27 protein-coding genes and 1 pseudogene are annotated in these 24,407 nt (G+C 58.0%); 6 read left to right on the top strand and 22 right to left on the bottom strand.

Going from position 1 to position 24,407, the window contains the following annotated elements:
• The first annotated feature begins 73 nt into the window (after nucleotides 1–73).
• Together AC2TDA_RS03785 and AC2TDA_RS03780 are read left to right on the top strand one after the other, a co-directional pair.
• On the top strand, nucleotides 74–1,264 hold the full coding sequence (locus AC2TDA_RS03785) for a phosphoglycerate kinase (RefSeq protein WP_480878869.1): 1,191 nt from the start codon (nucleotides 74–76) through the stop codon (nucleotides 1,262–1,264).
• Nucleotides 1,265–1,429: 165 nt separating this feature from the next.
• Nucleotides 1,430–1,729, top strand: a complete 300-nt coding sequence (locus AC2TDA_RS03780) for an FtsB family cell division protein (protein WP_480846790.1) — start codon at nucleotides 1,430–1,432, stop codon at nucleotides 1,727–1,729.
• 59 nt (nucleotides 1,730–1,788) lie between these two features.
• On the opposite strand, the gene AC2TDA_RS03775 is transcribed toward AC2TDA_RS03780, so the two are convergent.
• On the bottom strand, nucleotides 1,789–2,481 hold the full coding sequence (locus AC2TDA_RS03775) for a hypothetical protein (RefSeq protein ID WP_480846788.1): 693 nt from the start codon (nucleotides 2,479–2,481) through the stop codon (nucleotides 1,789–1,791).
• 167 nt (nucleotides 2,482–2,648) lie between these two features.
• Between AC2TDA_RS03775 and pdhA the strand changes: the two genes are divergently transcribed.
• The 3 genes from pdhA to AC2TDA_RS03760 are packed head-to-tail and all read left to right on the top strand — an operon-like array spanning nucleotide 2,649 to nucleotide 6,349.
• Entirely contained in the window at nucleotides 2,649–3,638 is a 990-nt protein-coding gene (gene pdhA, locus AC2TDA_RS03770) for a pyruvate dehydrogenase (acetyl-transferring) E1 component subunit alpha (RefSeq protein WP_480846787.1), read from the top strand.
• A gap of 15 nt (nucleotides 3,639–3,653) precedes the next feature.
• The gene (locus AC2TDA_RS03765; protein ID WP_480878867.1) at nucleotides 3,654–5,027 is read left to right on the top strand and encodes a pyruvate dehydrogenase complex E1 component subunit beta; all 1,374 of its coding nucleotides are present in this window, start codon (nucleotides 3,654–3,656) and stop codon (nucleotides 5,025–5,027) included.
• A 14-nt stretch (nucleotides 5,028–5,041) separates the two neighbouring features.
• The gene (locus AC2TDA_RS03760) at nucleotides 5,042–6,349 is read left to right on the top strand and encodes a pyruvate dehydrogenase complex dihydrolipoamide acetyltransferase (RefSeq protein WP_480846785.1); all 1,308 of its coding nucleotides are present in this window, start codon (nucleotides 5,042–5,044) and stop codon (nucleotides 6,347–6,349) included.
• A 414-nt stretch (nucleotides 6,350–6,763) separates the two neighbouring features.
• On the opposite strand, the gene cysE is transcribed toward AC2TDA_RS03760, so the two are convergent.
• Nucleotides 6,764–7,573, bottom strand: a complete 810-nt coding sequence (cysE, locus tag AC2TDA_RS03755; protein WP_480846783.1) for a serine O-acetyltransferase — start codon at nucleotides 7,571–7,573, stop codon at nucleotides 6,764–6,766.
• An 86-nt stretch (nucleotides 7,574–7,659) separates the two neighbouring features.
• Here cysE and AC2TDA_RS03750 point away from each other — a divergent pair, with 86 nt between their 5' ends.
• Nucleotides 7,660–7,998, top strand: a complete 339-nt coding sequence (locus tag AC2TDA_RS03750) for a TraR/DksA family transcriptional regulator (protein WP_480846782.1) — start codon at nucleotides 7,660–7,662, stop codon at nucleotides 7,996–7,998.
• Here AC2TDA_RS03750 and AC2TDA_RS03745 read toward each other — a convergent pair.
• The 20 genes and pseudogenes from AC2TDA_RS03745 to AC2TDA_RS03650 all read right to left on the bottom strand — a co-directional run bounded on the left by AC2TDA_RS03745 (nucleotide 7,979) and on the right by AC2TDA_RS03650 (nucleotide 24,363).
• Nucleotides 7,979–8,275 carry a DUF7742 family protein gene (locus AC2TDA_RS03745; protein ID WP_480878866.1) on the bottom strand — a complete coding sequence of 99 codons (297 nt, stop codon included), beginning with the start codon at nucleotides 8,273–8,275 and terminating at the stop codon, nucleotides 7,979–7,981. The two genes, AC2TDA_RS03750 and AC2TDA_RS03745, sit on opposite strands and share 20 nt — an antisense overlap.
• An 8-nt stretch (nucleotides 8,276–8,283) precedes the next feature.
• Nucleotides 8,284–12,252: pseudogene (locus AC2TDA_RS03740) on the bottom strand (baseplate multidomain protein megatron).
• A complete protein-coding gene (locus AC2TDA_RS03735) occupies nucleotides 12,252–12,698 on the bottom strand; it encodes an NlpC/P60 family protein (protein ID WP_480878865.1) in 447 nt (148 codons plus the stop codon). The pseudogene AC2TDA_RS03740 and the gene AC2TDA_RS03735 overlap by 1 nt, the downstream one beginning before the upstream one ends.
• Nucleotides 12,695–13,585, bottom strand: a complete 891-nt coding sequence (locus AC2TDA_RS03730; protein ID WP_480878864.1) for a DUF2163 domain-containing protein — start codon at nucleotides 13,583–13,585, stop codon at nucleotides 12,695–12,697. The genes AC2TDA_RS03735 and AC2TDA_RS03730 overlap by 4 nt, the downstream gene beginning before the upstream one ends.
• Nucleotides 13,582–14,214: a phage distal tail protein, Rcc01695 family gene (locus tag AC2TDA_RS03725; RefSeq protein WP_480846773.1), complete on the bottom strand. Its 633-nt coding sequence runs from the start codon at nucleotides 14,212–14,214 to the stop codon at nucleotides 13,582–13,584. The genes AC2TDA_RS03730 and AC2TDA_RS03725 overlap by 4 nt, the downstream gene beginning before the upstream one ends.
• A 15-nt stretch (nucleotides 14,215–14,229) precedes the next feature.
• Entirely contained in the window at nucleotides 14,230–14,892 is a 663-nt protein-coding gene (locus AC2TDA_RS03720) for a phage tail tape measure protein (RefSeq protein ID WP_480846772.1), read from the bottom strand.
• Nucleotides 14,879–15,088 (bottom strand): rcc01693 family protein, encoded by a 210-nt coding sequence (locus tag AC2TDA_RS03715; RefSeq protein ID WP_480878863.1) that lies wholly within the window; start codon nucleotides 15,086–15,088, stop codon nucleotides 14,879–14,881. The genes AC2TDA_RS03720 and AC2TDA_RS03715 overlap by 14 nt, the downstream gene beginning before the upstream one ends.
• Nucleotides 15,085–15,405, bottom strand: a complete 321-nt coding sequence (locus tag AC2TDA_RS03710) for a gene transfer agent family protein (RefSeq protein WP_480878862.1) — start codon at nucleotides 15,403–15,405, stop codon at nucleotides 15,085–15,087. Before AC2TDA_RS03710 ends, AC2TDA_RS03715 begins: the two co-directional genes overlap by 4 nt.
• A gap of 4 nt (nucleotides 15,406–15,409) precedes the next feature.
• A complete protein-coding gene (locus AC2TDA_RS03705; protein ID WP_480846768.1) occupies nucleotides 15,410–15,823 on the bottom strand; it encodes a phage major tail protein, TP901-1 family in 414 nt (137 codons plus the stop codon).
• Between the two features lie 20 nt (nucleotides 15,824–15,843).
• Complete coding sequence (locus AC2TDA_RS03700; RefSeq protein WP_480878861.1) at nucleotides 15,844–16,257, bottom strand: DUF3168 domain-containing protein; 414 nt, start codon at nucleotides 16,255–16,257, stop codon at nucleotides 15,844–15,846.
• Nucleotides 16,254–16,592 carry a phage head closure protein gene (locus AC2TDA_RS03695; protein WP_480878860.1) on the bottom strand — a complete coding sequence of 113 codons (339 nt, stop codon included), beginning with the start codon at nucleotides 16,590–16,592 and terminating at the stop codon, nucleotides 16,254–16,256. Before AC2TDA_RS03695 ends, AC2TDA_RS03700 begins: the two co-directional genes overlap by 4 nt.
• Nucleotides 16,589–17,188, bottom strand: coding sequence for a head-tail connector protein (locus AC2TDA_RS03690; protein WP_480878859.1), 600 nt, complete (start codon nucleotides 17,186–17,188; stop codon nucleotides 16,589–16,591). Before AC2TDA_RS03690 ends, AC2TDA_RS03695 begins: the two co-directional genes overlap by 4 nt.
• A gap of 175 nt (nucleotides 17,189–17,363) precedes the next feature.
• A complete protein-coding gene (locus AC2TDA_RS03685; RefSeq protein ID WP_480878858.1) occupies nucleotides 17,364–18,542 on the bottom strand; it encodes a phage major capsid protein in 1,179 nt (392 codons plus the stop codon).
• Between the two features lie 35 nt (nucleotides 18,543–18,577).
• The gene (locus tag AC2TDA_RS03680; protein ID WP_480846762.1) at nucleotides 18,578–19,123 is read right to left on the bottom strand and encodes an HK97 family phage prohead protease; all 546 of its coding nucleotides are present in this window, start codon (nucleotides 19,121–19,123) and stop codon (nucleotides 18,578–18,580) included.
• A gap of 26 nt (nucleotides 19,124–19,149) precedes the next feature.
• Nucleotides 19,150–19,368, bottom strand: coding sequence for a GTA head formation protein, RCAP_rcc01685 family (locus tag AC2TDA_RS03675; RefSeq protein ID WP_480846761.1), 219 nt, complete (start codon nucleotides 19,366–19,368; stop codon nucleotides 19,150–19,152).
• On the bottom strand, nucleotides 19,361–20,524 hold the full coding sequence (locus AC2TDA_RS03670) for a phage portal protein (protein ID WP_480878856.1): 1,164 nt from the start codon (nucleotides 20,522–20,524) through the stop codon (nucleotides 19,361–19,363). The genes AC2TDA_RS03675 and AC2TDA_RS03670 overlap by 8 nt, the downstream gene beginning before the upstream one ends.
• A gap of 103 nt (nucleotides 20,525–20,627) precedes the next feature.
• Entirely contained in the window at nucleotides 20,628–20,978 is a 351-nt protein-coding gene (locus tag AC2TDA_RS03665) for an immunity protein Imm33 domain-containing protein (protein ID WP_480878855.1), read from the bottom strand.
• 36 nt (nucleotides 20,979–21,014) lie between these two features.
• A complete protein-coding gene (locus tag AC2TDA_RS03660; protein ID WP_480878854.1) occupies nucleotides 21,015–21,557 on the bottom strand; it encodes an Imm26 family immunity protein in 543 nt (180 codons plus the stop codon).
• A gap of 91 nt (nucleotides 21,558–21,648) precedes the next feature.
• Nucleotides 21,649–23,019, bottom strand: coding sequence for a DNA-packaging protein (locus AC2TDA_RS03655; RefSeq protein WP_480878970.1), 1,371 nt, complete (start codon nucleotides 23,017–23,019; stop codon nucleotides 21,649–21,651).
• Nucleotides 23,020–23,625: 606 nt separating this feature from the next.
• The gene (locus tag AC2TDA_RS03650) at nucleotides 23,626–24,363 is read right to left on the bottom strand and encodes a LytTR family DNA-binding domain-containing protein (RefSeq protein WP_480846755.1); all 738 of its coding nucleotides are present in this window, start codon (nucleotides 24,361–24,363) and stop codon (nucleotides 23,626–23,628) included.
• Nucleotides 24,364–24,407 lie beyond the last annotated feature (44 nt).

The following is a 24,407-nucleotide window of genomic DNA, read 5'->3' as shown; positions in this document are numbered from 1 at the left end:
TGACGCATTGACCTGAAGGCAAAATGCAGGAAAAGAACCGCCTAAATCGGATTTTAAACACGAGGATTGCGCGATGGGCTGGAAATCACTGGACGACATGGATCTGAACGGCAAGCGTGTGCTGGTACGCGTGGACATCAATGTGCCCGTGGCTGACGGCGAAGTAACCGACATTACACGCATCCAACGCATCGTGCCTACCATTCAAGACATCCTAAGTGCGGGGGGAAAACCGATCTTGCTGGCGCATTTTGGCCGGCCCGGCGGAAAACCCGTACCGGAAATGTCTCTGCAGCAATTGATCCCCGCGCTGGAAACAGCGTTCAACGCACCGGTGAAATTCGCCGCCGATTGCGCAGGCCCCGAGGCCGAAGCTGCCGCCACCGCACTTGGCACCGGCGAAGTTCTGCTGTTGGAAAACACTCGGTTTCACGCCGGGGAAACCAAAAACAGCGAAGAGCTGGCTGCGGGTATGGCCAAGCTAGGTGACGTTTATTGCAATGACGCCTTTTCCGCTGCGCACCGAGCCCACAGTTCGACCGAAGCTTTGGCCCGGCTGCTCCCTTCTTGTGCTGGTCGCCTGATGCAACAGGAATTGAGCGCGCTCGAGGCCGCGCTTGGATCGCCCAATCGGCCTGTCACCGCCGTTGTCGGAGGAGCAAAGGTATCAACCAAACTAGACCTGCTTGGCAACCTGATCGAGAAGGTGGATTACTTGGTAATCGGTGGTGGAATGGCGAATACTTTTCTGGTCGCCAAAGGTGTGGATGTCGGCAAATCGCTGGCCGAACACGCAATGACTGATACAGCATCCAAAATCATGGCCAAAGCTGAATCGGCAGGTTGCACCATTGTGCTACCGCAGGACATCGTGGTGGCGGAGAAATTCGAAGCCAACGCCCCGCATCAAGTTCTGCCGACGGATCAGTGCCCGGCTGACGGTATGATCCTGGATGCAGGCCCGGAAAGTATCTCCGCAATCTGCGAGACCTTCGAAGCCAGCAGAACGCTCATTTGGAACGGCCCGCTCGGTGCCTTCGAGCTGACGCCATTTGACACCGCCACAAACGCGGCCGCATTAAAAGCAGCCGCATTGACCCGCGCCGGACAGCTGGTTTCAGTCGCGGGCGGTGGGGACACGGTCGCCGCACTGAACGCTTCAGGCGCGGCACAAGATTTCTCTTACATTTCGACCGCGGGTGGCGCGTTTCTTGAGTGGATGGAAGGTAAGACACTTCCCGGTGTCGCCGCATTGGACCAATAGGGCACCTGAAAAAGACGCTCAGCCTTGGTCCTTTTCCTGGCGCTGACACTGAGCCGGTTTTTTTGTGTCACAGGGGATTCCCAAGGCGAATCACCTGTGACATAGTGTTTTCAGATGCCCGGAAAGGGCACGTTTACGAGGCAGTTTCATTCGGTGGTTAACATAGTGACCCGTTCTCATCGTCCCGGCCTAGGTGCAGTTGTTTTCTTTTCGATCGCGTTCACGCTGGGCGTCTATTTCACCTTTGCCGCCGTTCAAGGCGACTATGGGTTGTTCCGCCGGGTTGAAATTGCGGCTGAGCGGGATTTCCTGTCACGGGATCTGGCAGAGCTGAATGCCGATATTTCCCGAATGGATAACCTGACCCGCCGTCTTTCAGACACTTACCTTGACCTCGATCTTCTGGATCAACAAGCCCGCTCGGTTCTGGGTATGATCCGCACGGATGAGATCGTCATTCGGTAACTGCATCATTCGATTTCAACTAAGCTGAACAGAACGATCAGACCGGTCAGGAAGACGCGTTACTTGATAACCTTTGGCAAGTCATAGCCAAACATCTCTATTTCTGCCGCAAATACATCAGCGACAAGGTCGACATTTCGGCTGTCCCAATCGGCACCGTAGAACATTTCAAATCGGTCGGATTTGCGAATACCCGACTTGGCGCGCACCTGCCCAAGCGAGATGTCATCGATGCCATGCTCGGCCAGAAGACCGTCAACTTCGACCTGCAGGTTTTCATATCGCAAAACGCGATCGACACGCAGCTCCCCGTTCTCGGCGTACAACTTGAAGTCCGAAAAATAGTGCAGTTGCGAAGAACAGAATTTTGCAAACATACGATCTGGCGCCGTGATCTTCATACTCCGCTGATGCATCCAGAAATAGAAGGCCGACACTGCTTTGTCCCACGGATTACGCTCAACACAGAAGCTTGTGCAACCTTCCGCCAAATCAGAAAGGTAATTGTTGACCACGCTTATTCCATTGTGCGGCTGTCGCGCGCGAACGGCGCCTTCTGACCGCTCTCTCAGCAATCTGACGGACTGCCGGACAATCGGCCGCTTTCCCGGCCGCTGTGCCTCTTCTTCCGGCGCCAGCGGCGACGCAAAATCTCCCGGTTGCAACCGCTTCCCAAGAGCAATTTCAATCGACGTTCCCCCAGTCTTTTTCGTCTTTACAAACACCAGCTTAGGTTCACGCAGGATTATCATATCCGACCACACTCCCTCGGTTTGGCTTTTCACACATAACCGCTGGAAGCGAACCAGTTCAATGGTTCACCGACGCCGCGTCACATTTTCACTCGCCAGACGGCTCGAAATGCTTTAAGAGATAGTTTAACGCTAAACTATCTGTCCGGAAGGGGGAGATCGCCACGATGGCTGCGCGAAAAACCACAAAGAAACCAAATGTTTCTGCGGAAGAACTCAAAACCTACTACCGCGAGATGTTGCTAATCCGCCGATTCGAGGAAAAGGCAGGTCAACTTTATGGTATGGGCCTGATTGGTGGCTTCTGCCATCTTTACATCGGGCAGGAAGCCGTTGTCGTAGGCCTAGAAGCCGCTGCTGAAGACGGCGACAAGCGCATCACCTCCTATCGCGATCATGGACATATGCTGGCCTGCGGCATGGAGCCCGGCGGAGTGATGGCTGAACTCACAGGGCGTGAGGGTGGTCTTTCCAAGGGTAAAGGCGGCTCGATGCATATGTTCTCGAAAGAGAAGCATTTTTACGGCGGCCACGGCATCGTAGGCGCGCAAGTTCCGCTTGGTGCGGGGCTGGCCTTTGCTGACAAGTACAAAGAGAACGGCCGGGTGACCTTCACCTATTTCGGCGATGGTGCCGCAAACCAGGGTCAGGTTTACGAGACGTTCAACATGGCCGCCTTGTGGGATCTGCCTGTGGTGTTCGTGATTGAAAACAACCAGTACGCGATGGGCACCGCTCAGGCGCGCTCGACCTCGACCAAAGACATCTATCACCGTGGCGAAGCCTTCGGCATCCCCGGCGAAATCGTCAACGGCATGGACGTTCTGGCAGTCAAAGAGGCCGGCGAAAAGGCTGTTGCGCATTGCCGCGCAGGCAAGGGTCCATACATTCTGGAAGTTAAGACATACCGCTACCGCGGCCATTCAATGTCCGATCCGGCCAAATACCGCACTCGTGAAGAGGTGCAGAAGGTTCGCGAACAAAGCGACCCGATCGAGCACGTACGCGAACTGCTATTGTCCGGCAAACACGCAACCGAGGACGATCTGAAGACGATCGACAAAGAGATCAAAGAGATCGTCAATCAGGCCGCCGAATTCTCGAAAGAAAGCCCCGAGCCGTCGCTGGATGAGCTCTGGACCGACATCTACGCCTGAGAGGACGATTAAGACATGGCAACCGAAATTCTCATGCCCGCACTCTCGCCTACGATGGAAGAGGGCACATTGGCCAAATGGCTGGTCAAAGAAGGCGACACCGTATCCTCGGGCGATATCATGGCCGAAATTGAAACGGACAAGGCGACGATGGAGTTCGAAGCTGTTGACGAGGGTATTGTCGGCAAGATCCTGATTGCTGAAGGCACCGAAGCGGTCAAGGTCAACACCCCCATCGCGATCCTGGTCGAAGAAGGCGAAGACGCTTCGGCCCTGCCTTCGGCTGCGCCCGCAGCCGAAGCGGTCGCTGAAGCCGCCCCAGCGGCGGTTGAGGCGTCCGCTCCTGCCGCGGCAGCGCCAACCGCGCCCAAGGTCGACCTTTCCCCCGACTGGCCTGTCGACGCCGAGATGAAACAACAGACCGTCCGCGAAGCTCTGCGCGACGCCATGGCCGAAGAAATGCGTGGCGACGAAGACGTCTACCTGATGGGCGAAGAAGTCGCCGAATATCAGGGCGCTTACAAAATCTCCCAGGGTCTTCTAGACGAATTCGGCGCCAAGCGCGTGATCGACACACCGATCACCGAGCATGGTTTCACCGGTATTGCTGTCGGATCCGCCATGGCTGGTTTGAAACCGATTGTCGAGTTCATGACTTTCAACTTCGCCATGCAGGCGATGGATCAGATCATCAACTCTGCCGCCAAGACGCTGTATATGTCCGGCGGGCAGATGGGATGCCCCATCGTGTTCCGTGGCCCCAACGGCGCCGCTGCCCGCGTCGCGGCGCAGCACAGCCAGGACTACACGGCATGGTTTATGCAGGTGCCCGGTCTCAAAGTGGTCGCGCCCTATTCGGCTGCTGACGCCAAGGGCCTGCTGAAATCCGCCATCCGCGACCCCAATCCGGTGATCTTCCTCGAAAACGAAATCCTCTATGGCCGTTCGTTCGACATGCCACAGGTGGATGATCTGACGGTTCCACTGGGCAAGGCGCGTATCTGGCGTGAAGGCTCGGATGTGACCATCGTCAGCTTTGGCATCGGCATGCAGTTCGCGTTGGAAGCCGCCGATAGGCTAGCCGAAGAAGGCATAAGCGCCGAGGTGATCGACCTGCGCACCATCCGCCCGATGGATACTGGCGCAATCATCAATTCGGTGATGAAAACCAACCGTCTGGTGACCGTCGAAGAAGGCTGGCCGCAAGGTTCGGTCGGCAGCTACATTTCGTCGGTCGTGATGCAGGAGGCGTTCGATTACCTTGACGCACCAGTGGTCACCTGCACTGGCAAGGACGTTCCGATGCCTTACGCTGCGAACCTGGAAAAACTGGCGCTTGTGACCACCGATGAGGTGATCGCTGCCGTCAAACAAGTGACTTACCGGTAAGGAGCGACAGACAGATGCCCACCGAAATTCTGATGCCCGCCCTCTCGCCGACAATGGAAGAAGGTACGCTCGCCAAATGGCTGGTCAAGGAAGGTGACACCGTCTCCTCCGGTGACCTGCTGGCCGAGATCGAAACCGACAAGGCCACGATGGAATTCGAGGCCGTTGACGAAGGTGTTGTCGGCAAGATCCTGATCCCGGAAGGCACCGAAGGGGTCAAGGTCAACACCGCTATTGCGGTTCTGTTGGAAGACGGCGAAAGCGCTGCTGACATTTCGTCAGCACCAGCCAAAACACCGGAAACGGCTCCTGCTGCCGACGCGGGCAACGAGGCTACCGCACCAGCGGCATCCGAGGCGCCCGCCCCTGCCCCGGCTGCTCCGGTCAAAGCGGATGGCGGACGTATCTTTGCTTCGCCACTGGCGCGTCGCATTGCAGCCCAGAAGGGCCTCGATCTTTCGCAGATCACCGGCTCTGGCCCGCATGGGCGTATCGTCAAGGCGGATGTCGAAAGCGCGACGGCAATGGCTCCGGCCGCAGCGCCTGCGGCGGCAGCGGCAGCAGCTGCGCCCGCCACGGCGGTTCCGGCTGGCCCATCGGCTGATGCAGTTGCCCGGATGTACGAAGGGCGCGAGTATGAGGAGATCAAGCTCGACGGCATGCGCAAGACCATCGCGGCGCGACTGTCCGAAGCCAAGCAGACCATCCCACATTTCTACCTGCGTCGCGACATCAAGTTGGATGCCCTGCTGAAGTTCCGCAGCCAGTTGAACAAACAACTGGAAGCGCGCGGCGTAAAGCTGAGTGTCAACGACTTCATCATCAAGGCCGTTGCCAACGCGCTGCAGCAGGTGCCGGAGTGCAATGCAGTCTGGGCCGGTGATCGAGTGCTTCAACTGAAACCTTCGGACGTGGCCGTTGCGGTCGCCATCGAAGGTGGCCTGTTCACCCCTGTCCTTCAGGATGCCGACACCAAGTCACTGTCTGCGCTTTCAACTGAGATGAAAGACCTTGCCGGTCGCGCCCGTGAGCGCAAGCTAGCGCCGCATGAATACCAGGGCGGAACCTTTGCTGTGTCCAACTTGGGCATGTTCGGCATCGACAATTTCGATGCCATCGTGAACCCGCCGCACGCAGGTATTCTGGCTGTTGGCACAGGCCTCAAGAAACCCGTGGTCGGAGAGGACGGCGAGTTGACCGTCGCGACCGTGATGTCGGTCACTATGTCGGTCGATCATCGGGTCATCGATGGTGCGCTTGGGGCACAGCTATTGCAGGCGATCGTCGACAACCTCGAAAACCCAATGGTCATGCTGGCCTAATCGCTTTCTGAAATCTGGGCACACCGGGTTATCACTCGGGGTGCCCAGCTGTTCACCCGCTTTATGTGAGCAGACGTGATCCTGCGGATACTTGGTCGATTTTCTGGACGTACCACCTTCGATACACATCAATTCCTTGTATCACAGGTGATCCACGATCTTCGCCAACGCGGTCAAGTTCCTGTTGCCGTTGTTCCTGTTGGCCTTCACATCTCCCGTAGAGAATAACGCAGAACTCAACGGCTATTTTGGCGAATAGTCCACGTTTAAAGCAACCAACCCAACCGAGACTGCGGGGCGAACGACTGATCGGGAAAGGCGGGTGGAGTTGCGAGATCAAAATCGGGAAAAACGACGGCTCAAGCGGCTTGACCAAAAAGAACAACCGCTCAAGCCATTCATGCAAAAGATCAGTTACTGGTTTTTGCCTAGCATGTGATCCATGGAAATCGACGGCTGATCACAGCCAGCTTCACCCACAATCTTGGCTGGTATTCCGGCAACTGTCTTACAGGCGGGCACTTCCTGCAGAACTACCGACCCTGCCGCAATACGGCTGCAATTACCGACTTCGATATTACCCAATACTTTGGCCCCGGCTCCGATCAGAACACCATCTCCGATCGTGGGATGGCGTTGCTCTTCCTCTTTACCCGTCCCACCCAGCGTCACCGAGTGCAACATTGAGACATTGTCACCAACCACGGCGGTTTCACCGATCACGATTGAGTGGGCGTGATCGATCATAATGCCTTTGCCGATTTTTGCAGCCGGGTGAATGTCGATCCCAAAAATCTCGGACGAGCGCATCTGGAAGAAATACGCCAGATCATGCCGGCCCTTGCGCCACAGCCAATGCGCCACGCGATAGGCCTGCATTGCCTGGTAGCCCTTGAAATACAGTACCGGCTGTAGCAACCGGTGACAGGCCGGATCGCGCTCATAAACGGCCATCAGGTCAGCACGCGCGGCCTCAATCAGGTTGGAATCATCAGCGTAGGCCTCATCCACAATCTCACGCAGGACCATCATCGACATTTCATTAGAGCTCAGCTTTGCCGACACTCTGTAAGAAAGAGCGCGCTCAAGGCTGCGATGATGCAGGATACAGGCGTGAACCAGCCCGCCCATCAGGGGCTCTTTCTCTACGGCCGCGTGGGCCTCAGAGGTGATGCGATCCCAAACGGGGTCGACGGGTGTCACGTGGCTGCGCTTTTCGAACATGGCTTTTGATCCTTTCCTGCGCCTAGAATAGCCATCTAGGCCTAAAAAGGCCAAACGCAAACCCTTGATGTGTGATGCAACAAAAAATGAACGAGACTGATCTACAGTATTTTTCGCGCCGCATAAGTGATCGGCTGGTCGAACTGGATGCGCAATCCGCCTCGGGGCAAGAGGCTCAATCAGTTGTTGAATTGGATCAGCAGGCTGTGGGTCGCCTCAGCCGTATGGACGCGCTACAGAATCAAGCCATGGCAAAAGCCCAACAAGCCCGGCGCGATATGGAAACTCTTCGCCTGAAAGCCGCGCAAACACGAATAGAGGAAGGAGAATTCGGGTATTGCGAGGATTGCGGAGATCCTATCCCGCACGGTCGACTGGAGCTGGACCTGGCGGCCGGTAAATGTGTTAGCTGTGCGTCTGGCTAGAATGAAAACGGATAAGGTGACGCAAAACCGTTTCAAAACACTGACAGTATTGGACATCGTCGAAACCAGGCTCGTCCGCCAGATCCCGTTCGCGGGCCGCGGCCATCAAAGAACCGTTTCCATAGGCTGGATGCAATCGGCCGGTATTGGCGACATAATGATCGGCCAACTCCGCTTCGGCGATCATTTGAGCGCATAGCCGATCCCGGTCCATTTGCGGCGCGGCCATCAAGACCCGCGCCGCCGCACTGACGTCTCCATGTAAGACAGGACGCATTTGGGGACTCACCCGACCGACAATTTCGCAAACGGCCCCGGTCCATAAGCAGCCGAGACTTGCGCGACTGCGATTTCATATGGCCCGCCGAGACCATCCGCGGCCTTCATTGCTAGCGAATAGTGCCAGTTCGCAGAACCGGTTACGTGTTCTCGCAACATCCCCTCCGCTGCGAGAACACGGACAAGATAGGATTCGCTTTCCTCGCCCAATGGAACGTCAAGACCGCTCCAGTCATCGCCATCGATCCGCGTGCGCCGCGTCCACGCAATATCGTCTCCGGTCGAAGACTGCAGTACGCGCAGGTGCACAGGCGCGTATGGGCGCAACCCATTGCCATCAAAGGCCTCAATCTGATGTACGAAGGATAGATCGTCGTAACCACGCGTGGCAGGACCAATACGGTAATGCTTGGTTACGCGCCGTTCGGTTCGCAGCAGACCGGTCTGATAAACCCGGCTGTCCAGCAGCACAAAGAACGAACCTTCGGGCCAAACATCCGGCATGATGGCGTCGGTCCCAAGTTGCCCTCATAACCGGTTCCCAAGCGAATAGACTCCTGGTTGTTGAAGCACAGCATCTCCGAACTGAAAAACCTCCCAGTTGCCGGTTGAACCGTCCCCAATCGCGGCAAGGTTGGCGCCATTCAAAAGGGCCGAGCGTGGGTGCGATTCAAGAACCCCATCCAACAGGTTCACACGCAACGATGCCCCTTCATCCCAGATCCCCGGACTGGCGCGCCAAAGTGGAGTTTCGGTGAACCCGATCACGGCCTGACCCGCGATTACTTCGCTTAGCGCATAGTTTTCGTCCTGTGCCGCCGAAAAAACGGCAACGTTGCCGGGCCATGGGTCGGCTGAAACCGCCAGATAAGGCGCATGCGGAGCTTCTGAGCCGGTAATCAACGGCAGATCCAGAAACACCGGCAACACAGGAACCGGCGCTATGTAGGGTTTTGCCGCTGGAACTTCGTCCTTGGGATCTGACGGGGAATAAACTGCAGGCTCCACCCGAACCGCGTCTGCCAACTGCATCTCAGCCTGTTCCAGCCGATCAATGCGGTAAAGACCGCCTGCCCCCTTGCCTGTATCGGCGATGCGAACGACGTCACCGGCGCCCACATGCATCAACGACGGAGGTAGCGCAAATCGAGCCGTCTCGCGCGAGATCCGAGCCTCACTCAGCCAACGTTCGACGGTCTGCCGGCCTTCGGCACGTGTCATTGACAAGGGCATTTCATTGACGGCAACGGCATGCGTCCTGTCGTCAGGCAATACAGCCTCTTCAGCGACTACATCGTGATCTGCATCCGATTGCACAAACCGAAGGCGAACCCGTCCCGTCATCTCGGCCTCTGCCTCACGCCGATGCTCTACATTGCCTTCAATGTCCGAACTGACAGCGATCTGTTCTGGGTCCAGATCCAGCGCCCCACTCCCGTCACGCATTCGGAACAACAACACACCGTCCCGCTCGATCGCGTCAAACCCATAGCGCAGCATCAGCGGTTGCAAAGCCTGCCGCGCATCCATGACATCCTGCATCGTGTAACCGCGCACAACGCCATACAAGGCCGAGACGTCAATCTCTGTTACACCTGCACCGTGGCAGATCTCAGTCACGACCGAGGCCAGCGTGCGTGAACCGGATCGACCGTTCAGCCAATGTCCACGTGCATAGTTGACCCCATCGCTCCATTGGGAACGCAGGTTGGGAAACGTCGGAAACGGGCGCGCATCCCATGCCCAAACGAAGGCGTTCGACAAATCTACCATCGGACCGTTGTAGACGTCTGAAGTCGGATTGACTTGCGGATCGCCCCAATAGCCCAGCACTGCCTTCAGGTACTGCACCTGAATAAAGTCGTCACGCATCCCGTTGGAGTGTTTAGGTAAGGCAGATTCCGAAGACTTCGGATCCAAAAACTTGTTGGGCTGGTTCGTGCCCTTATCGATCGCCGCACACCCCAGTTCAGTGAACCAGATCGGTTTGGAGCCAGGATCCCACGCAGTTGGCGTCTTCTGTCTGACACCGCCGATCCTCTCGTGATGCTTGCTGCCCCACCAGTTGCGGATGTCCTTATAGCGCCAGACCCACGGCTCACCATGGGCGCCATCCTCGATCGGAGTTCGGACCTGCGCATCGGCCTCTTCCGGCGAGGCATAATACCAGTCATACCCTTCGCCGCCTTCGATGTTGCCACGCAAGTATTCCAGATCATACAGCGATCTCGACCCGCCGTCGGCGTCCAGGTGGTCGTCTCCTTCACGCCAATCGGACAAGGGCATGTAATTGTCGATGCCGACAAAATCGATATTGTCATCCGCCCATAGAGCATCCAGGTGAAAATAGCGGTCCCCACTGCCATCGTTGGGCTGATAACCGAAATATTCAGTCCAATCGGCCGCATAGCCAATTTTGGTATTTGACCCAAGGAGTTTTCGCACTTCACCCGCCAGTGATTTCAACTGGGACACAGCTGAAAATCCGCTTGACCCCCGGATTTGCGTAAGCCCGCGCATCTCGGACCCTATGCAGAAGGAATCTACTCCACCTGCCGCCTTACACAGTGCCGCATAATGCAGGATGAACCGGCGCAGCCCCCATTCCTGCGGTCCGGTATAGGTGACCGACCCGTTCGCCACAGCAAAATCCGTAGCCTGAGAACCCCCAAAAAAAGCAGCTACTTGAGCTTCGGCCGCAGCAGTTTGATCCACAGACCCTGATTGACCAGGTGCAGCATTCAGCGTGATGCGCCCCCGCCAAGGCAGGTGCGGCTGGTCGTCGGCATTCGACCAGGGATCGGGAAGACCATTGCCTTTCATCTGATCCATAAGGATGAAGGGGTAGAACATGACGCGCTTGCCGTTGGCTTTCAGATGCCTGATCGCCTGAACGACCGAGGCGTCTGCTGGCGTTCCCCCATAAATCGGACGGTCATTTTCCCGTTTGACAACCTGCGCCGCCGCCCGCGAAACCCCGGATACGGTCCAGGGCATGTTCTCTCCATCTTCGCTCTTACGCTCGACCTTGGGCTTGATTTGACACTGCCCGCATCGCAGATCATTGCCAAACCATGACACGATCAGAGACGTAGCCTCACATTTTGGTAATTCGTGATTCAATGCTCGGGTCGAAGCGACCAAATCCGGCTGACCCGATGGAGAATGGACATTTGCCGCCCAACTGCGACCAGCACCTTTGGTATAGTTCACCTGAGTGCTTGCCAAAGCGTACTCTCCGGTCCCAGGCATAAGAGCAACGCCCTTGATGATACGAGACAAGGCGCTGTCGTAATCCGGTAGACCCTTTTGTTCTTGACGCACCACCTCAAAGGAAAACTGCGGCACCCGGTTCCCATAGGCGCCCAGCGCCAGATCCTCGATCACCACATAGGCGGTCCCACGATAGGCCGGAACCGTACCGGCACCTTCGATGGTTTCTATCAACGGGTCCGGCAACTGGTTGTCTCTGCCCCGATAAACCCGCATGTTCAGGTCTGTGCGCGCCAATTCTTCGCCATCAGCCCAGATCCGGGACACATCCGCGATTTCACCAGCTCCCAATGCGATGGCCAGCGAAACCGAATAGCTGTAGCTATGCGTGGTTGTTTTCACTTCGGCCGGTTTAGGCGACCCTTTCCCACCCCCGGTTGACTGGGTTGAGGTCGAAGTGCTTCGTGTTTCCAGAAAGTCTGAGGCCCAGATCACCTGCCCACCGACGCGCATCCGCCCGAATACGGTGGCGACAGGGGCGCCCTCACCCGTTTCGGTCAGCCTGAACCGGTCAAGGCGACCGGTTTCGACGACTTCACTGCCACCGCCCATGACGGACTGGCTCATCAACCTCTGATCGATAACACGGCCCAAGGTGGCACCTACCGCGCGTCCGATGACTGCAGTCGACAAACCCGCGACGGTTCCACCGATTGATCCGCCAATCGCGGCGCCAGCGGCTGATAATAAAATGGTAGCCATCAGAAACCCTCCAACGGGAATTCGAAACAGGCGACGATACGGCGACGCCAGGGATCGCTCAGGGTATTTTCGACAACTCCATGCCCGGAGTAAGCGTGAATAAAACGTGACAATGGGTTGATATCACTCAGGATACCCAAGTGCTTTGCAACACTGTGATCCCGCATCCTGAACAATAGGACATCCCCGGATTTCGCATCGGCCATAGGTTTTTCGGTCAAATGTCGGCGCGCTGCGGCCCACATCCGCTCTTCGCCCTGAGGTTCGGCCCAATCCATGCTATAAACCGGAACGGCCTCGGGCTCATGACCGATGACTTCGCGCCACACGCCGCGCAGAAGCCCCAGGCAATCCGCGCCGGCTCCTCGAACCGAAGCCTGATGAATATAAGGAGTCCCCAACCAGTTGCGAGCCTCGTCCACGATATCCTGCCTGAGTATGCTCACCGTCTGCTGCCTCCCTTGTTCGGGTTGTCCTTTTTGGGTACTGCCATCACCCAGTCCTCACCCGGAAGGTCGGGGAATCCTTGAAAGTTGAGGATGTTATCAAACTTGAAGCGGCAGGTGTTTATGCGCTTGTCACACCCCGCAGTCAGGCGCACTCGGTCTCCGGAGGCCAAACCGCCTGCAATCCCGGCCCAGAGGGTCAATTCGCGACCGGTCGCGCTCTGACGGTCGCGCTTGATAGTCCCCCACAAGCCAGATGCCGAGCCTGATAAAACATCCAACCGGCCCCCATCGAACCATCCATCAGCAAAAGCCGTCGCGCCGATCAATTGCAATCCGCCGGATTCCGAAACAGCGGCGATATCCGCCTTAACCCAATATCCAGAAGCATCAGTATTGACCCGGCACGCTTTGTCTCCAAGAACGGCGGTACAAGGCTTTTGGTAAATCCGCCCCAAGGGTCGGTTCAGTAAGTCAGTCAGCCCGCGCAACTCGGCGTGAAATGCACCTCCACCACGCCGCAGCTCACCGAGCGAGCCCCGAAACTGCAACATGCGCTGGCCCAGATCAGCCCAGTTCACCAGCCACGCACGTACCTCGGCGCCGTCAAAGCGGCCCGCTTCAATGTCCTCTTCTCGCACGGCGGCGTCCGACAGTGCGCCCATAGCCTCGGTGTTGTCGATCGAAAGCCCCGTCGCCTGCTCTATCGCCGAGGCTGTCATGCCGGTACTGGCCTTGAATGTGATCCCATCGAAAGACAATTCCAGGTCATGATCGGTGAACCCGAACACCAGCCCGTCTGTACGTTTGATAGCCCAACACCGGCAGGTTGTGGTCAGCCCGGTTTGCAAATGAGCCTGCAAGCCCAGTTTGTTTCCGCTCGTCATATCCGTACCTCGACAACAGGCACGTTGGGCACGTCACCGGCCTGAAAACTGGCAACGCTGGTTTGGATACTGTCGGTATCAAACCGCACCGGGACATCGAATTCGAACCCGGCGGTGATCTCGACCTGTTCCGCAGGCGGCGTCACAAAGGTGATCAATCCCGCGTTCAAATTGACTTCGAAGTCCACGCCTTCACGCACCTCATCCTGATCCAGCCCCAGCTTGATTGTGCCTAAAACCGGCTTGACGATCGGCCGCACATAGCGGAACCCGCCCGAGCTGTAGGTCTTGATCAGTTGGAACTCGGTTCGTGCGCCGTCGCCACGAGCAATGACCTGATCACTCATATCGACATCCCCTGAGGCGAGTCCGGACTTAAAATCCGACCAGTCCTTCCAGCGGAACCCGAACATCTGGCCTTGGCGCGCCTCAAAAAATGAGATCAATGTTTCGATATCATCCAGCGACCGCATACCCAGCCCGGCATCATAGCGGCGTCGCGAATGCGCCCAAGGCGTGTTACGCTCTTCGTAACCGTTTGCCAGCGTCACGACCTCCGTCCGCCGTTCCGGCCCCCCGACCGAGCCGAAACTCAGACTGGCGGGAAATCTCACTTCGTGAAAACTCATGACCTGCTCCCTGATTTACCTGTTGCGATTGCCGCGCCCCAAGGCGCGGCTCATCTGGGCCGCAATCTGGCCCTGGCTTCGGCGAAACCCCTGCACGTCAGGTGTGGAAATGTTCATCACCACATTCACCGCCTGGCCTCTGCCCGAACTGCGCACACCCAGCTTGCCGTCCGGGCCGCGCGCCAGAGGCATGATCGCCTCGGGCCCGGCTTCACCCATCAACCCGGTAGCACCGCGCATGGGAAAGGTTGTCGGCCCACTGATTACCCCACCATTTGCAAAAGGCATCACACGGCCTTGTGAAAAACTGCCGCCGTCGGCAAAGGGCAATAGTCCCTGTACCAAGCTCCCGATCCCCCCAGCCAACATCCCGCCGAAATGATCTGTCACCGGTTTGATTGCTGCCGAGTAAGCGGTACGGATCATCGAGTTCTTCAGCACATCCAGCGCATCCGACAGGTTCATTCCATCCAACACCACGCCATCGAATGCCTTGCGCAACCCGCCGGACATGCCGCGCTCCAGCGTGGCAACATCCTTGCCAGTCTCTTCAAACGCAGCGCTGATCCGTTTCATTTGGCCATCAAAAGCCGCCGCCATACTCGCCGCGTCGCCCAGCGAGTCGCCCAGCGCCTCGCCGCGTTCCTGAAGATCTTCCAATCCGTCACGATCCGTCATCACGCTCTCCTTTTCTCTTGTCCGGATAGGTCGCCAGCAAGGTATCCAGCCCCGCCCGGGTCATCACCGGCATCCCCGCGCCCTGCCCAAGCATCAGTTGCAACTCAGCAGGTGTCAGCCGCCAAAACTGATCGGGCGTCAGCTTCAGCCCGACCAGCCCGGCCCGCATTAGAGCGGGCCAGTCCAACCCGTTCATGCGCCACCCGACACCATGAAGGCCCGCGCCAGCAACTCCGCCGCCGCTCGTGCGCCCGCGATCGGTCCACCTTCGATCTGCGCGCTCAGAAGATCGGCTCGGGTCACGTCCGTTCCCCCGCCGCGCAGCCCTGCAACGATAAGTGCCAACACGTCTCCGCTTGAGAAATCTCCGCCTTCGAACCGCTGGACCAATTCAACCAGTGAACTTTCACCCAGCTCCTGTTCCAATTCCGCCAAAGCGCCCAAAGTCAGCTTGAGCACCCGCCGCTCCCCATCAATGGTCAACGCCACCTCGCCCGTCCACGGATTGGCCATCGGCTTACAGCGTAGTAAAGGTCAGGGCACCGGCGCTGGCCAGGCTCATCTCATAGGTGGCCTCGCCGTTGTGCGAGCCCGCGTATTCTATGCCGGTCACTTGGAACGGCCCTTCAACGATACCGAAATCGGGTATGATCACCTGAAACCCCGGGGTCTCACCGTCAAAGAACAACTGCCGCGCGCGCTCATCCGTACCAGCGTCCTTGAATACACCCGAGCCCGAGATAGAGGCCGATTTCACACCCGCCCCGGTTAGCAGTTCACGCCAACCGCCCTGGCTTTCCAGCGTTGTCACATCGACACTTTCAGCGTTGAAACTGATCCGCGTGGCACGCAGCCCCGCGATGGTGTCGAACAGCCCCGAGCCATCCATATCCACTTTGACCAGCAGGTCCTTACCGTTCTGGGCACCCATATGCTCTCTCCAATGATTGCTTAGTCGTCTTCCACGCGAGCGCGGAATCTCAGGTCGACCTGGCGGATCGTGCCGCCGGTTCCGGTTCGTCGAGCAGAAGCACGTTCGAACCACAGCCCCACAAGGCGGCCCCGATTCAACGTCAGCTCGGTATTTTCCAACGCATCACAAACGGCTCCGGCCAACGTTTTGGCTGCACCAAACCCTGCCGTCTCGGACACCACCGATACTGTGAACCGATGCACTGCCCCTGCGCCGGACCGGTCTGAGGCTTCTCGCACGTCCTCCGGACCCAGTGTCACGTAGGTCTGCGGAACCGTTCCCGTGGGCACGGCGTCATAGATCGCTCCGCCGGACTGGACGCTTACCTCCGCATCGTCCGAAAGTTTTTGAAACACTGCCGCTTGCAAGGCAGCCGAGACACAATAACTCATGCCGCCACCTCTTCATCTGCAAAACATGTCAAGTACCGACCGCGCGGATCTCGTTCTGCGACGGCCCGAATGACAAAGAGGCGATCACCTTCGCGAAACCGCTGGTCTGGCGCTGGCCGAGCCGCGGCCCCCTCCGGCGCGCCGCGCACCACGATACGATACCCAACGCGCGACACTGAAACACCCGCAATCTGCCGCTCGGTCCCAGTACGCGCGGTGACTTCGGCCCAAAGCGTACCCAGAGCGGCCCATGTCTCGGTATACCCGCCCGAGCCGTCGGCGCTGCGCATCGGAGCCTCAAGTACGAGCTTGCGGTTCAGACGCGGGCCGCTCATTGCATCACCCCAGCGCCAAAGCGCACCATCCGATAACGCTGGATCAGACTGGTCACACCAAAGGGCATGCAGCCAGCCCCCAGCGCGGTTTCATCCCGGTATTCGTAGTAGTGCGCAGCCAGCAGCAGCACCGCCTGGCCCAGATCGGCCGGTAGACCACCCCAATCCGCCGCCATACCGGCAGTAAAGGCGATCTTTACGGACCCACCCGTGATTATCGCAGGCAAACGCGACCCAACTGGAAGCAGCCGAGGGCGCTGGCCGTCGCGCTCTAACCGATACGCGGTCGCGTCCACTGCCGTTTCGGCACCCACCGCATTCGTCAGCGTCACCGCATCGACAGAATTCACAGGGGCCACTGGCAGAACTTCGCCTGACTGATCGCGCCAGCCGTTCAGGCCCCACGAAAAACCTCGTTCGATCAATACTTTGCCGGTGCGGGCTTCAACCGCCGCAATCGCCGCGCGCAAAAATCCCTTTAGTACCTCGTCCTGCACATCGCCCTCGGCAAAACCAGTGCCCAGCCGCAGATGCGCTTTGAACTGATCCACCGGCAGCACCACATCCGCGATGGCGGTTTCTTCGATCAACATCATCCATTCACTCCGCAATCTCGGACCCCTCCGGGCCGCATCCTTGGAATTTGACGGGCACGCGCCGCCCCACGTTGCTCGGACGGAGGGGAGCAGCTAGACAACGCGGGGGATCTCACCCCGGCCCGCGCCCGCCGCCCGAAGCACGGGTTACCCCGCGCCCCGGATCCGTCACCGCTTAGGCGGTGCCGAATTTCACCAGCTTGATCGCAGCAAAATCGCTTACATCGCCGCCGACACGTTTGGTCGCATAGAACAGGACATGCGGCTTGGCGCTGAACGGATCACGCAACACGCGCAGATCGGGACGTTCGGCAATGGTGTAGCCCGCCTGGAAGTCGCCAAAAGCAATCGAGAAACTGTCGGTCGCCGCATCAGGCATGTCTTCGGCGATAAGCACCGGATAGCCCATCAGACGCGCAGGCTCACCGGCGGCCAGACCGTCCGACCACAGGAAGCGGCCGTCGCTGTCCTTCAGCTTGCGGATCAAACCGGCGACTTTCGAGTTCATCACGAAGGTACCGTTGACGCGGTACTGCGCGCCAAGTGCATAGACCACATCGACAATTGCATCCGCATCGACACCGCCGTCGATACCGGTCGGCACATAGCCCAGATTGCCCCAAGCCCAGACGTCATTGTCCACCTTGGCGTGATCCAGAATACCCTTTGGCTTGTCCGCGCCATCACCCGAGATGAACGCCGCCGCCTCGGCGCGGGCGAACTTGTCAGCGATGCGACCGGCGAGCCAGCCCTCGACATCAAACGCACTGTCATCCAGCAGACGTTGCGAGGCCTTGGGCAATGCACTTAACTCATGCAGTGCAATCGAGATGCGATCGATCGAAGGGGTCGCCGTCTCGGTTGCTGCCGAAGCTTCGTCAGCCCAGCCCGCGCCCACATCGGTATGGTCGATCAGCACATCGAACGAGTTCGCTTCGACATTCACCACCGACGCAATCGAACGGATCGAAGCGGTGGACTTCAGCACCGACTTGATGATCTCCGCGGTCTGCGGATCGACCAGGTAACCGCCGTCGCTATTCACTGCGCTCGACAGGGACTTGGCCTCCATCTCAAGCCCGCGCAGTGCATCATCGTCACCAGAACGCACATAGGCGTCAAAGGCCTTTTGATGCGGCGCGCCCTCTAGGATCGAGGCTGCAAGATGCGGACGCGCCGCGATGGTTGATTTACGATCCAGCATAGTCAGTCGCTCTTCTGTTTGTTGCAGTTTTGTTTTAACTTCGGCCTTCAGGCTCTTGAATTCATTCACGAAGCCAGTCATCGCCTGCTTCACCTCCTGAACCAGGGGCACACCCTCTCCGGTCAAGGCCGGGGTTTCGGTCTTGCTCATCAGCTCTTCCTTCTTGGGGGTGGGTTTGAGGCGCGCTAGGTTCGCGCCAGCTCCTGCCGGGCGTGGTCAAACACCTCGGCAATACTGCGCAGGGTCTCTTCGGCATCAGGGTCGATACCCTTCGCCGCCACCCGCGCACTGGGCAGCATCGGGAAAGTCACCAACGACACCTCCCACAGCTCCAGTTCGGTCAAGAGCCGCTGGCCCTTGTCATTCTTCACAGCCCGCTTGGTACGGTAACCGATCGACAGCCCGTCAATGGCACCCGCCCGGATCAGCTCGGCCGCCTCACAGCCCTTCTGAGTGCTTTCCAGCAGACGACCCTTGACCCACAGGCCTTTGTCGTCCTCACGCACCTCGTCCCAAACGCCAATAGGCTGCGCCGGATCGTGCTGCCACAACATCTTGACGCGCTGACCTGTCTTCAACAGCCCAGCCAGCGAGGCGCTATAAGCACCTTTCTGCACCACGTCGCTACCCTGATCGACGTGACCAAACAGGCTGGCATAGCCCTCGATCACCGCATCTTCGGTCACCGACAATCCATCGCCGAACCGGGCGAATTTGTGTTCCAAATCCATAAACTTCTCCATGTAACCCACTGAACTTATGGTGTTACTACAAGGAATGATTGAAACGCCTGCGCCAATATCACCGCCGCCACGCCATAGACCGTCAGCCATAACCGTCGCTCCAGTCGCTCCATCATCTCTTCGATCTGATCCAGCCGCCGACAAAGATGTGCGTGCTGAATTTCAGCCACCCGCTCATGCGCGGCCAGACGCAGGCCCGGCGCGCAGTCGAACGGAGGATACCCCTCAGACATCGGAACGCTCCGGAAGCCCCAGCAGAGACCGCTTTTCCGCGTCCGTCAGAAACTCAGCCCGATTGACCCGCGCCCATTGTGCATCCCGCTCAGCAGCCAAGGCAGGCACCTGATCCATATCCGGTTTCAGTATCAATTCCTCGCCGGTAAAGCCTGCCAACCATTCCGACACTGCCGCCGCCACCCGCGTCACCAGGGGCAGCACGGTCAGGCGATAGAACGCCCGATTGGCCTCCTGATAGTTCGAATAGGTCGCGTCGCCTTGGATCCCCAGCAGCATCGGCGGGACCCCAAAGGCCAGTGCGATCTCGCGGGCGGCGGCTTCCTTGGTCTTTTGAAACTCCATGTCAGAGGGCGAGAAACCCATCGGCTTCCAATCCAACCCCCCTTCCAGAACCATCGGACGACCCGCATTGCGCGCCCCGCGATAGTTCTGCTCAATCTCATCTGAAAGACGACGAAACTGATCCTCGGCCATCACCCCATGGCCATCGCCGCCCTTCCACACTAGCGCCCCAGAGGGCCGTGCCGCGTTGTCCAGCAGCGATTTCGACCACCGAGACGCGCTGTTATGCACATCAATCGCCATCGCCGCCGCCTGCATCGGCGAGAACCCGTAATGATCATCCTGCGGGTGGAACGACTTGATATGACAGATGTTTTCCGTCGCAAACCGATGCTTTTTGCCACCGACCGCATAGTCATACGCCTTGGGCCACCCATCCGCACCCGGCACTACGCTCATCCGGTCGGATCGCAACACATGCAGCTCAACCGGCAAGCCCTCCTCGGCCTGTGCCGCCTCGACATAAGCGTTGCCCGACAACAGCAACTGCCCGAACAAGGCCTCCATTAACTCCGCCCGCCCCTGCGCCGCATTCGGACGCCGCATCAGGCTCAGGATCGGATGCACCTCATAGCGCTGCGCCTGATCTTGCAAGACCAAGGGCAACGCAGCCGCCGCCTCAGCAATCAGCTTGACCGAGCGAAACCCCACCGGGTTCCCCGAAAACCCCGTCCGCGTCAGTGACACCGTGTCCCGAGGGCTCCACGCCACGCGACCACCCGTCTGCCACGCGACCACCGGCCCCGCCGCGCTCGCCTTTGCTTCGGGCGTTTCCCCAGCCGATCCACGACGCAAGAAATCGAATACCATCTGTGCTCCTTTCTGCCGCCGCTCTGCCCGGCTTGTTGAAAGGAGTTATGACGGAAAGAAGTTTAAGCCTCGGGAATAGGGCGTACGGGGGTTGGGCAACGGTTCAGATATTGAGCAGGCTCGCATCAAACCAAATATCTTCGTACGAACCATCGGTCAAAAACCGCCAGCCAGCTGGCAACAGAAGGTACTTCAAGCTCAGCTTGCAACGCTCTTGTAAGTGACCCACATGAAGAGGCTTAAAAAAGTCGGCTGCATCAGAAAGTTCTTCCCCTCCCCACAAGTACCAACCAGTTGTACCAGAGGTGTAGGGATGTCTAAGTCCGTTGAGTGGGAGCACTCCGTCCAGCGCCGATTGTGATATCCCGACTTTATCGCCGAGGAATGCCTCGTAAGGTTCTACATTAAACTCGTTGCAGACTGCTTTTTGAAGTTCTCGTAAATCTGAACTCATAGTGTTGGGCCTATTGAGGAGATGCCGAACCGAAAATCAGTGTAGATCATTCTGAGAAGCGGGAACTTTGGCAACGTCAATTGCAAGGCTCTCCACCCATTTGCATAACTTCCCATCGCGATTTGCAATTATCCTGTCTTCAACGTGGCTTGCTTCCCAGATGGCCGCAGGTTCCAATCCACAACACTCACTAAGAAGTGCGGGATTTTCATACCCCTGATGCGAAAAATCCGAATGATGAAGGTATAATGCGCCAGTTATCCTGTCTTGCTTGAAGCGATAGTCTTCTTGCAGGACGTCCTGGCGAGGTTCGGCCTGGCCAACTTTGAGCCAATAGCCGCGACTGACGACGTCCCGGTAGACACAGCTCTTGAACAGGATTGGTCGTTGAAGCAGCTTTTCTACTGAAGGTTGTGTGGAAAAGCATCCTTCGAATACAGCAACAAAATACTCTTCGCCCAACTGTCCATAGGCCCAGCATTCATTACCCAAAGGAATCTCGACTATGGCGCCCGCTTTCCATCGCTGACGCTTAGTTGGCTTTCCTCTTTGAGCTCGAAGGTCACTCTTGTTTTCCATGCGTTGTGACTTGCATAGGTATAGCATTGTTTCAACATGATAATTCTTTCTATGCATCTAAGGTGCCTGCGCATATCCGCGAACCCCAAACTCACAAACTCCGCACCCTAGGCCGCCGATACGCCCCCGCAAGTCCCACAACCAGCTCATGCAGCGCCCAGACCAGCGCGTCGACCCGGTCGGGTGAGCCTTGCCCTTCGAATCCCCGCGCGGTCATCTGGCACATCTGTTCCTCCAGCGCGTCCAGCCCGGCCACATGCGAAACCCGCCCCTGCTCGTACAATGCCGCCACAGGCTCCGCTCGCGCGACCTTCCCGCGTGAGGCTCGTACCGCCCGATAAGGCACCAGAGGGTCCACCTGCCGCACGACCTCTTCCACCAACTGCCCGCCCTGATTGACCTCGGCCACCAGCCGCTCGGCCCCGAATTCGTCCATCGCATCAATCGCCGCCCGCGCCCAACCCGCCGGGCCAACGCCCTGCACCGTCCGATCCGCCAGCACATAGGCGCGCCACTCCTTGGGAGGCCCCTGCACCTGCGCGCCCACAACAACGATCCCACAGGCATCTGCATCCGACCCCGCCGTCACCGCCGGGTCCAGTGCCACCACGATCCGATCCAAATCGGGCACCTGCGCACAGCGCGCCGCCTCCAGCATCGAGCCCGTCCACAAAGCGCCCTCCGCATCCGACAGCAGCACCCCGTCCAACTCCTGCCGCCCCAGCCGCGTTCCGGCATAGCGCGCCCGCACCTCCGCCAGAAACGACTCCGCCAGATTGGCCCGGTTCGCCTCGGTCGGCGCGTGGGTCTCGACCGTTGACGGAGAAGCCAACAAATCTTTCAAAACTTTCACATTGCGCGGTGTCGTGGTCACACAGACCCGCGGCCTTTCTCCCAACCGCAACGCAAACTGCAACATGTCCCAGGTCTCGCCCGCCTTCTTCCACTTGGCCAGCTCATCCACCCAAGCCGCATCGAACTGAGGGCCGCGCAACCCCTCGGGATCATGCGCCGAAAACGCCTGTGCCTCGGCCCCGTTGGGCCAGGCCAGTTTCCGTTCCGATGCCTTCCAAACAGGTCGCCGATCTGGCGGCGAGCACTGCAATATCCCACTATCGCCAAAGATCATCACATCGCGCACCTGATCAAAGGTCTCACCAACCAAGGCCACACGACACGCCGCCCCCTTATCCAACGGCAAAGACCCCTCGACCACAGACCGCACCCACTCAGCGCCAGCCCGCGTCTTGCCTGCCCCGCGCCCGCCCATGATCACCCAGGATCGCCAAACACCCTTGGGCGGCAATTGATGCGGCAACGCCCAGAACTCGAACAGGAAAGGGAGGGCGCACAGCCCCCCCTCCCCGATCTCACTCAGAAATCTGTCCCGCACCGCAGCATCGGCGGAGGCGAGCCAACCTGCACCCGACTTCAAATCGAGCGCGCTCAAGGTCGAGCGCATACCCCCCTTGGGCAATTCCGGCTTGTCTGTGATGTTGTTCGACAAAGCTTGTCTCCACTTTCTGACAACTTCGGATCAGCCCCTCCAGCTGCCCGAGTTGTTTGGCTGAACCAGCCAGGTCTGCATCCTCCCCGGTTCCGATCTGCCTGCGCAGTTCTTCCGCTGCCTGGCGCAGATCGCGAATGGATCTTTCAAGAGACTGCAACAATTCAGCCGTCTGAGATATCCGCTCTTCCGGGGTAATCAAAGTCATGTTTGCCTGTGACCTCATGCGTGAGTTTTTCCGCACGAGAGAAACGAAAAACGGCCACCGGGTCGCCCCGGGGCCGTTGCCCACTTCTTCTAGCATGGCACAACTTATACGTGAAAACGCCCGCTAGGTCAATGTTTGGCGCAACACTGAAGCAACGGGTAACGCCCTACGTTTTAATGTTTTTTTAATACTCAGGGATGACCGTTCCCATTCACCACCATATCACTGAAGTATTAGCAGAAGTAATGAGAGTGGTTCCAAAAAAGAAGCTTCTACACTCAATGTCCTAGCTCGTTAACCATCTCATCCGAAACGGAACACAACAATGCAAGTGCGAAAGAAACAATCTGCGCTCACAACCTTTTCTTCAAATCAGAGTACCTTCTACGACTGACAGGTACAGCATCTCCGTTGCTTAGAACGCATAGAAACGCGCTTCCTGATCGGGTGAGTTCCTTGACGTGGTCCAGACTGACCCAATGAGATCTGTGACACTGTATTCCCTTTAAAGGCCTTAGTCTGTCCACGCACGACCCAAATTTTTCGTTAACCAGGGCACGTCCTTCAGTGGTAATGATTTCAACATAATGATCCTGAGCGTGAACGCAGATTATGTTATCACCCAATGTATGGGGAACGTTTTCGATCAGGCTCCTCAATGATGGGGTATCTGGGAAAGCTGAGGTCTCTTCCACGACAGAGCCGCTGCGCAGGTGCAGGGCGAACGCAACAATGGCTGCAATGATTAAAGTCACCGGCGCAACCGCCACCACTTCGCCAAAATAAACCGCGGCCAGTGACGCCCCTGCCACAAGCTCATCATCCGGGTGCCCAAATCCATAATCCAAAATCAGTGAAATGGGCGCAAAAATAAAAGGCAATGCCAATGCTGAAAGACCAACCGAAACAGTTGAGCGCGCGCCGCATCTCTCAAGCACCCAAACTCCGGTTAGAAAAATAGCCGCCGCAAACAGAATGTGAGTTGCCCATAAACCAAAAGCGGCAAGAAACGGCAGGTTTTCTGTGTGATCGGGCTCGAGGACTACCGCGAATCCAGCGCCAACCAATGTGACCAAAAGCACCTTGTTCACAACGGCCCTCCGGCCGTGTTCAGCAATTTGCACACTAACAAAAT

The sequence above is a fragment of the Ruegeria sp. HKCCD6426 genome, assembly GCF_057221115.1.
The sequence above is the reverse complement of the archived record's forward strand: the minus strand, read 5'-3'. Positions and strand labels throughout refer to the sequence as shown.

Coding starts and splice junctions, on each gene's coding strand:
- AC2TDA_RS03785 (WP_480878869.1), top strand. CDS start 74: ATGGGCTGGAAATCACTGGACGACATGGATCTGAACGGCAAGCGTGTG.
- AC2TDA_RS03775 (WP_480846788.1), bottom strand. CDS start 2,481: ATGATAATCCTGCGTGAACCTAAGCTGGTGTTTGTAAAGACGAAAAAG.
- pdhA (WP_480846787.1), top strand. CDS start 2,649: ATGGCTGCGCGAAAAACCACAAAGAAACCAAATGTTTCTGCGGAAGAA.
- AC2TDA_RS03765 (WP_480878867.1), top strand. CDS start 3,654: ATGGCAACCGAAATTCTCATGCCCGCACTCTCGCCTACGATGGAAGAG.
- AC2TDA_RS03760 (WP_480846785.1), top strand. CDS start 5,042: ATGCCCACCGAAATTCTGATGCCCGCCCTCTCGCCGACAATGGAAGAA.
- cysE (WP_480846783.1), bottom strand. CDS start 7,573: ATGTTCGAAAAGCGCAGCCACGTGACACCCGTCGACCCCGTTTGGGAT.
- AC2TDA_RS03750 (WP_480846782.1), top strand. CDS start 7,660: ATGAACGAGACTGATCTACAGTATTTTTCGCGCCGCATAAGTGATCGG.
- AC2TDA_RS03745 (WP_480878866.1), bottom strand. CDS start 8,275: ATGCGTCCTGTCTTACATGGAGACGTCAGTGCGGCGGCGCGGGTCTTG.
- AC2TDA_RS03730 (WP_480878864.1), bottom strand. CDS start 13,585: ATGACGAGCGGAAACAAACTGGGCTTGCAGGCTCATTTGCAAACCGGG.
- AC2TDA_RS03725 (WP_480846773.1), bottom strand. CDS start 14,214: ATGAGTTTTCACGAAGTGAGATTTCCCGCCAGTCTGAGTTTCGGCTCG.
- AC2TDA_RS03720 (WP_480846772.1), bottom strand. CDS start 14,892: ATGACGGATCGTGACGGATTGGAAGATCTTCAGGAACGCGGCGAGGCG.
- AC2TDA_RS03715 (WP_480878863.1), bottom strand. CDS start 15,088: ATGAACGGGTTGGACTGGCCCGCTCTAATGCGGGCCGGGCTGGTCGGG.
- AC2TDA_RS03710 (WP_480878862.1), bottom strand. CDS start 15,405: ATGGCCAATCCGTGGACGGGCGAGGTGGCGTTGACCATTGATGGGGAG.
- AC2TDA_RS03705 (WP_480846768.1), bottom strand. CDS start 15,823: ATGGGTGCCCAGAACGGTAAGGACCTGCTGGTCAAAGTGGATATGGAT.
- AC2TDA_RS03700 (WP_480878861.1), bottom strand. CDS start 16,257: ATGAGTTATTGTGTCTCGGCTGCCTTGCAAGCGGCAGTGTTTCAAAAA.
- AC2TDA_RS03695 (WP_480878860.1), bottom strand. CDS start 16,592: ATGAGCGGCCCGCGTCTGAACCGCAAGCTCGTACTTGAGGCTCCGATG.
- AC2TDA_RS03690 (WP_480878859.1), bottom strand. CDS start 17,188: ATGATGTTGATCGAAGAAACCGCCATCGCGGATGTGGTGCTGCCGGTG.
- AC2TDA_RS03685 (WP_480878858.1), bottom strand. CDS start 18,542: ATGAGCAAGACCGAAACCCCGGCCTTGACCGGAGAGGGTGTGCCCCTG.
- AC2TDA_RS03680 (WP_480846762.1), bottom strand. CDS start 19,123: ATGGATTTGGAACACAAATTCGCCCGGTTCGGCGATGGATTGTCGGTG.
- AC2TDA_RS03675 (WP_480846761.1), bottom strand. CDS start 19,368: ATGTCTGAGGGGTATCCTCCGTTCGACTGCGCGCCGGGCCTGCGTCTG.
- AC2TDA_RS03670 (WP_480878856.1), bottom strand. CDS start 20,524: ATGGTATTCGATTTCTTGCGTCGTGGATCGGCTGGGGAAACGCCCGAA.
- AC2TDA_RS03665 (WP_480878855.1), bottom strand. CDS start 20,978: ATGAGTTCAGATTTACGAGAACTTCAAAAAGCAGTCTGCAACGAGTTT.
- AC2TDA_RS03660 (WP_480878854.1), bottom strand. CDS start 21,557: ATGGAAAACAAGAGTGACCTTCGAGCTCAAAGAGGAAAGCCAACTAAG.
- AC2TDA_RS03655 (WP_480878970.1), bottom strand. CDS start 23,019: ATGCGCTCGACCTTGAGCGCGCTCGATTTGAAGTCGGGTGCAGGTTGG.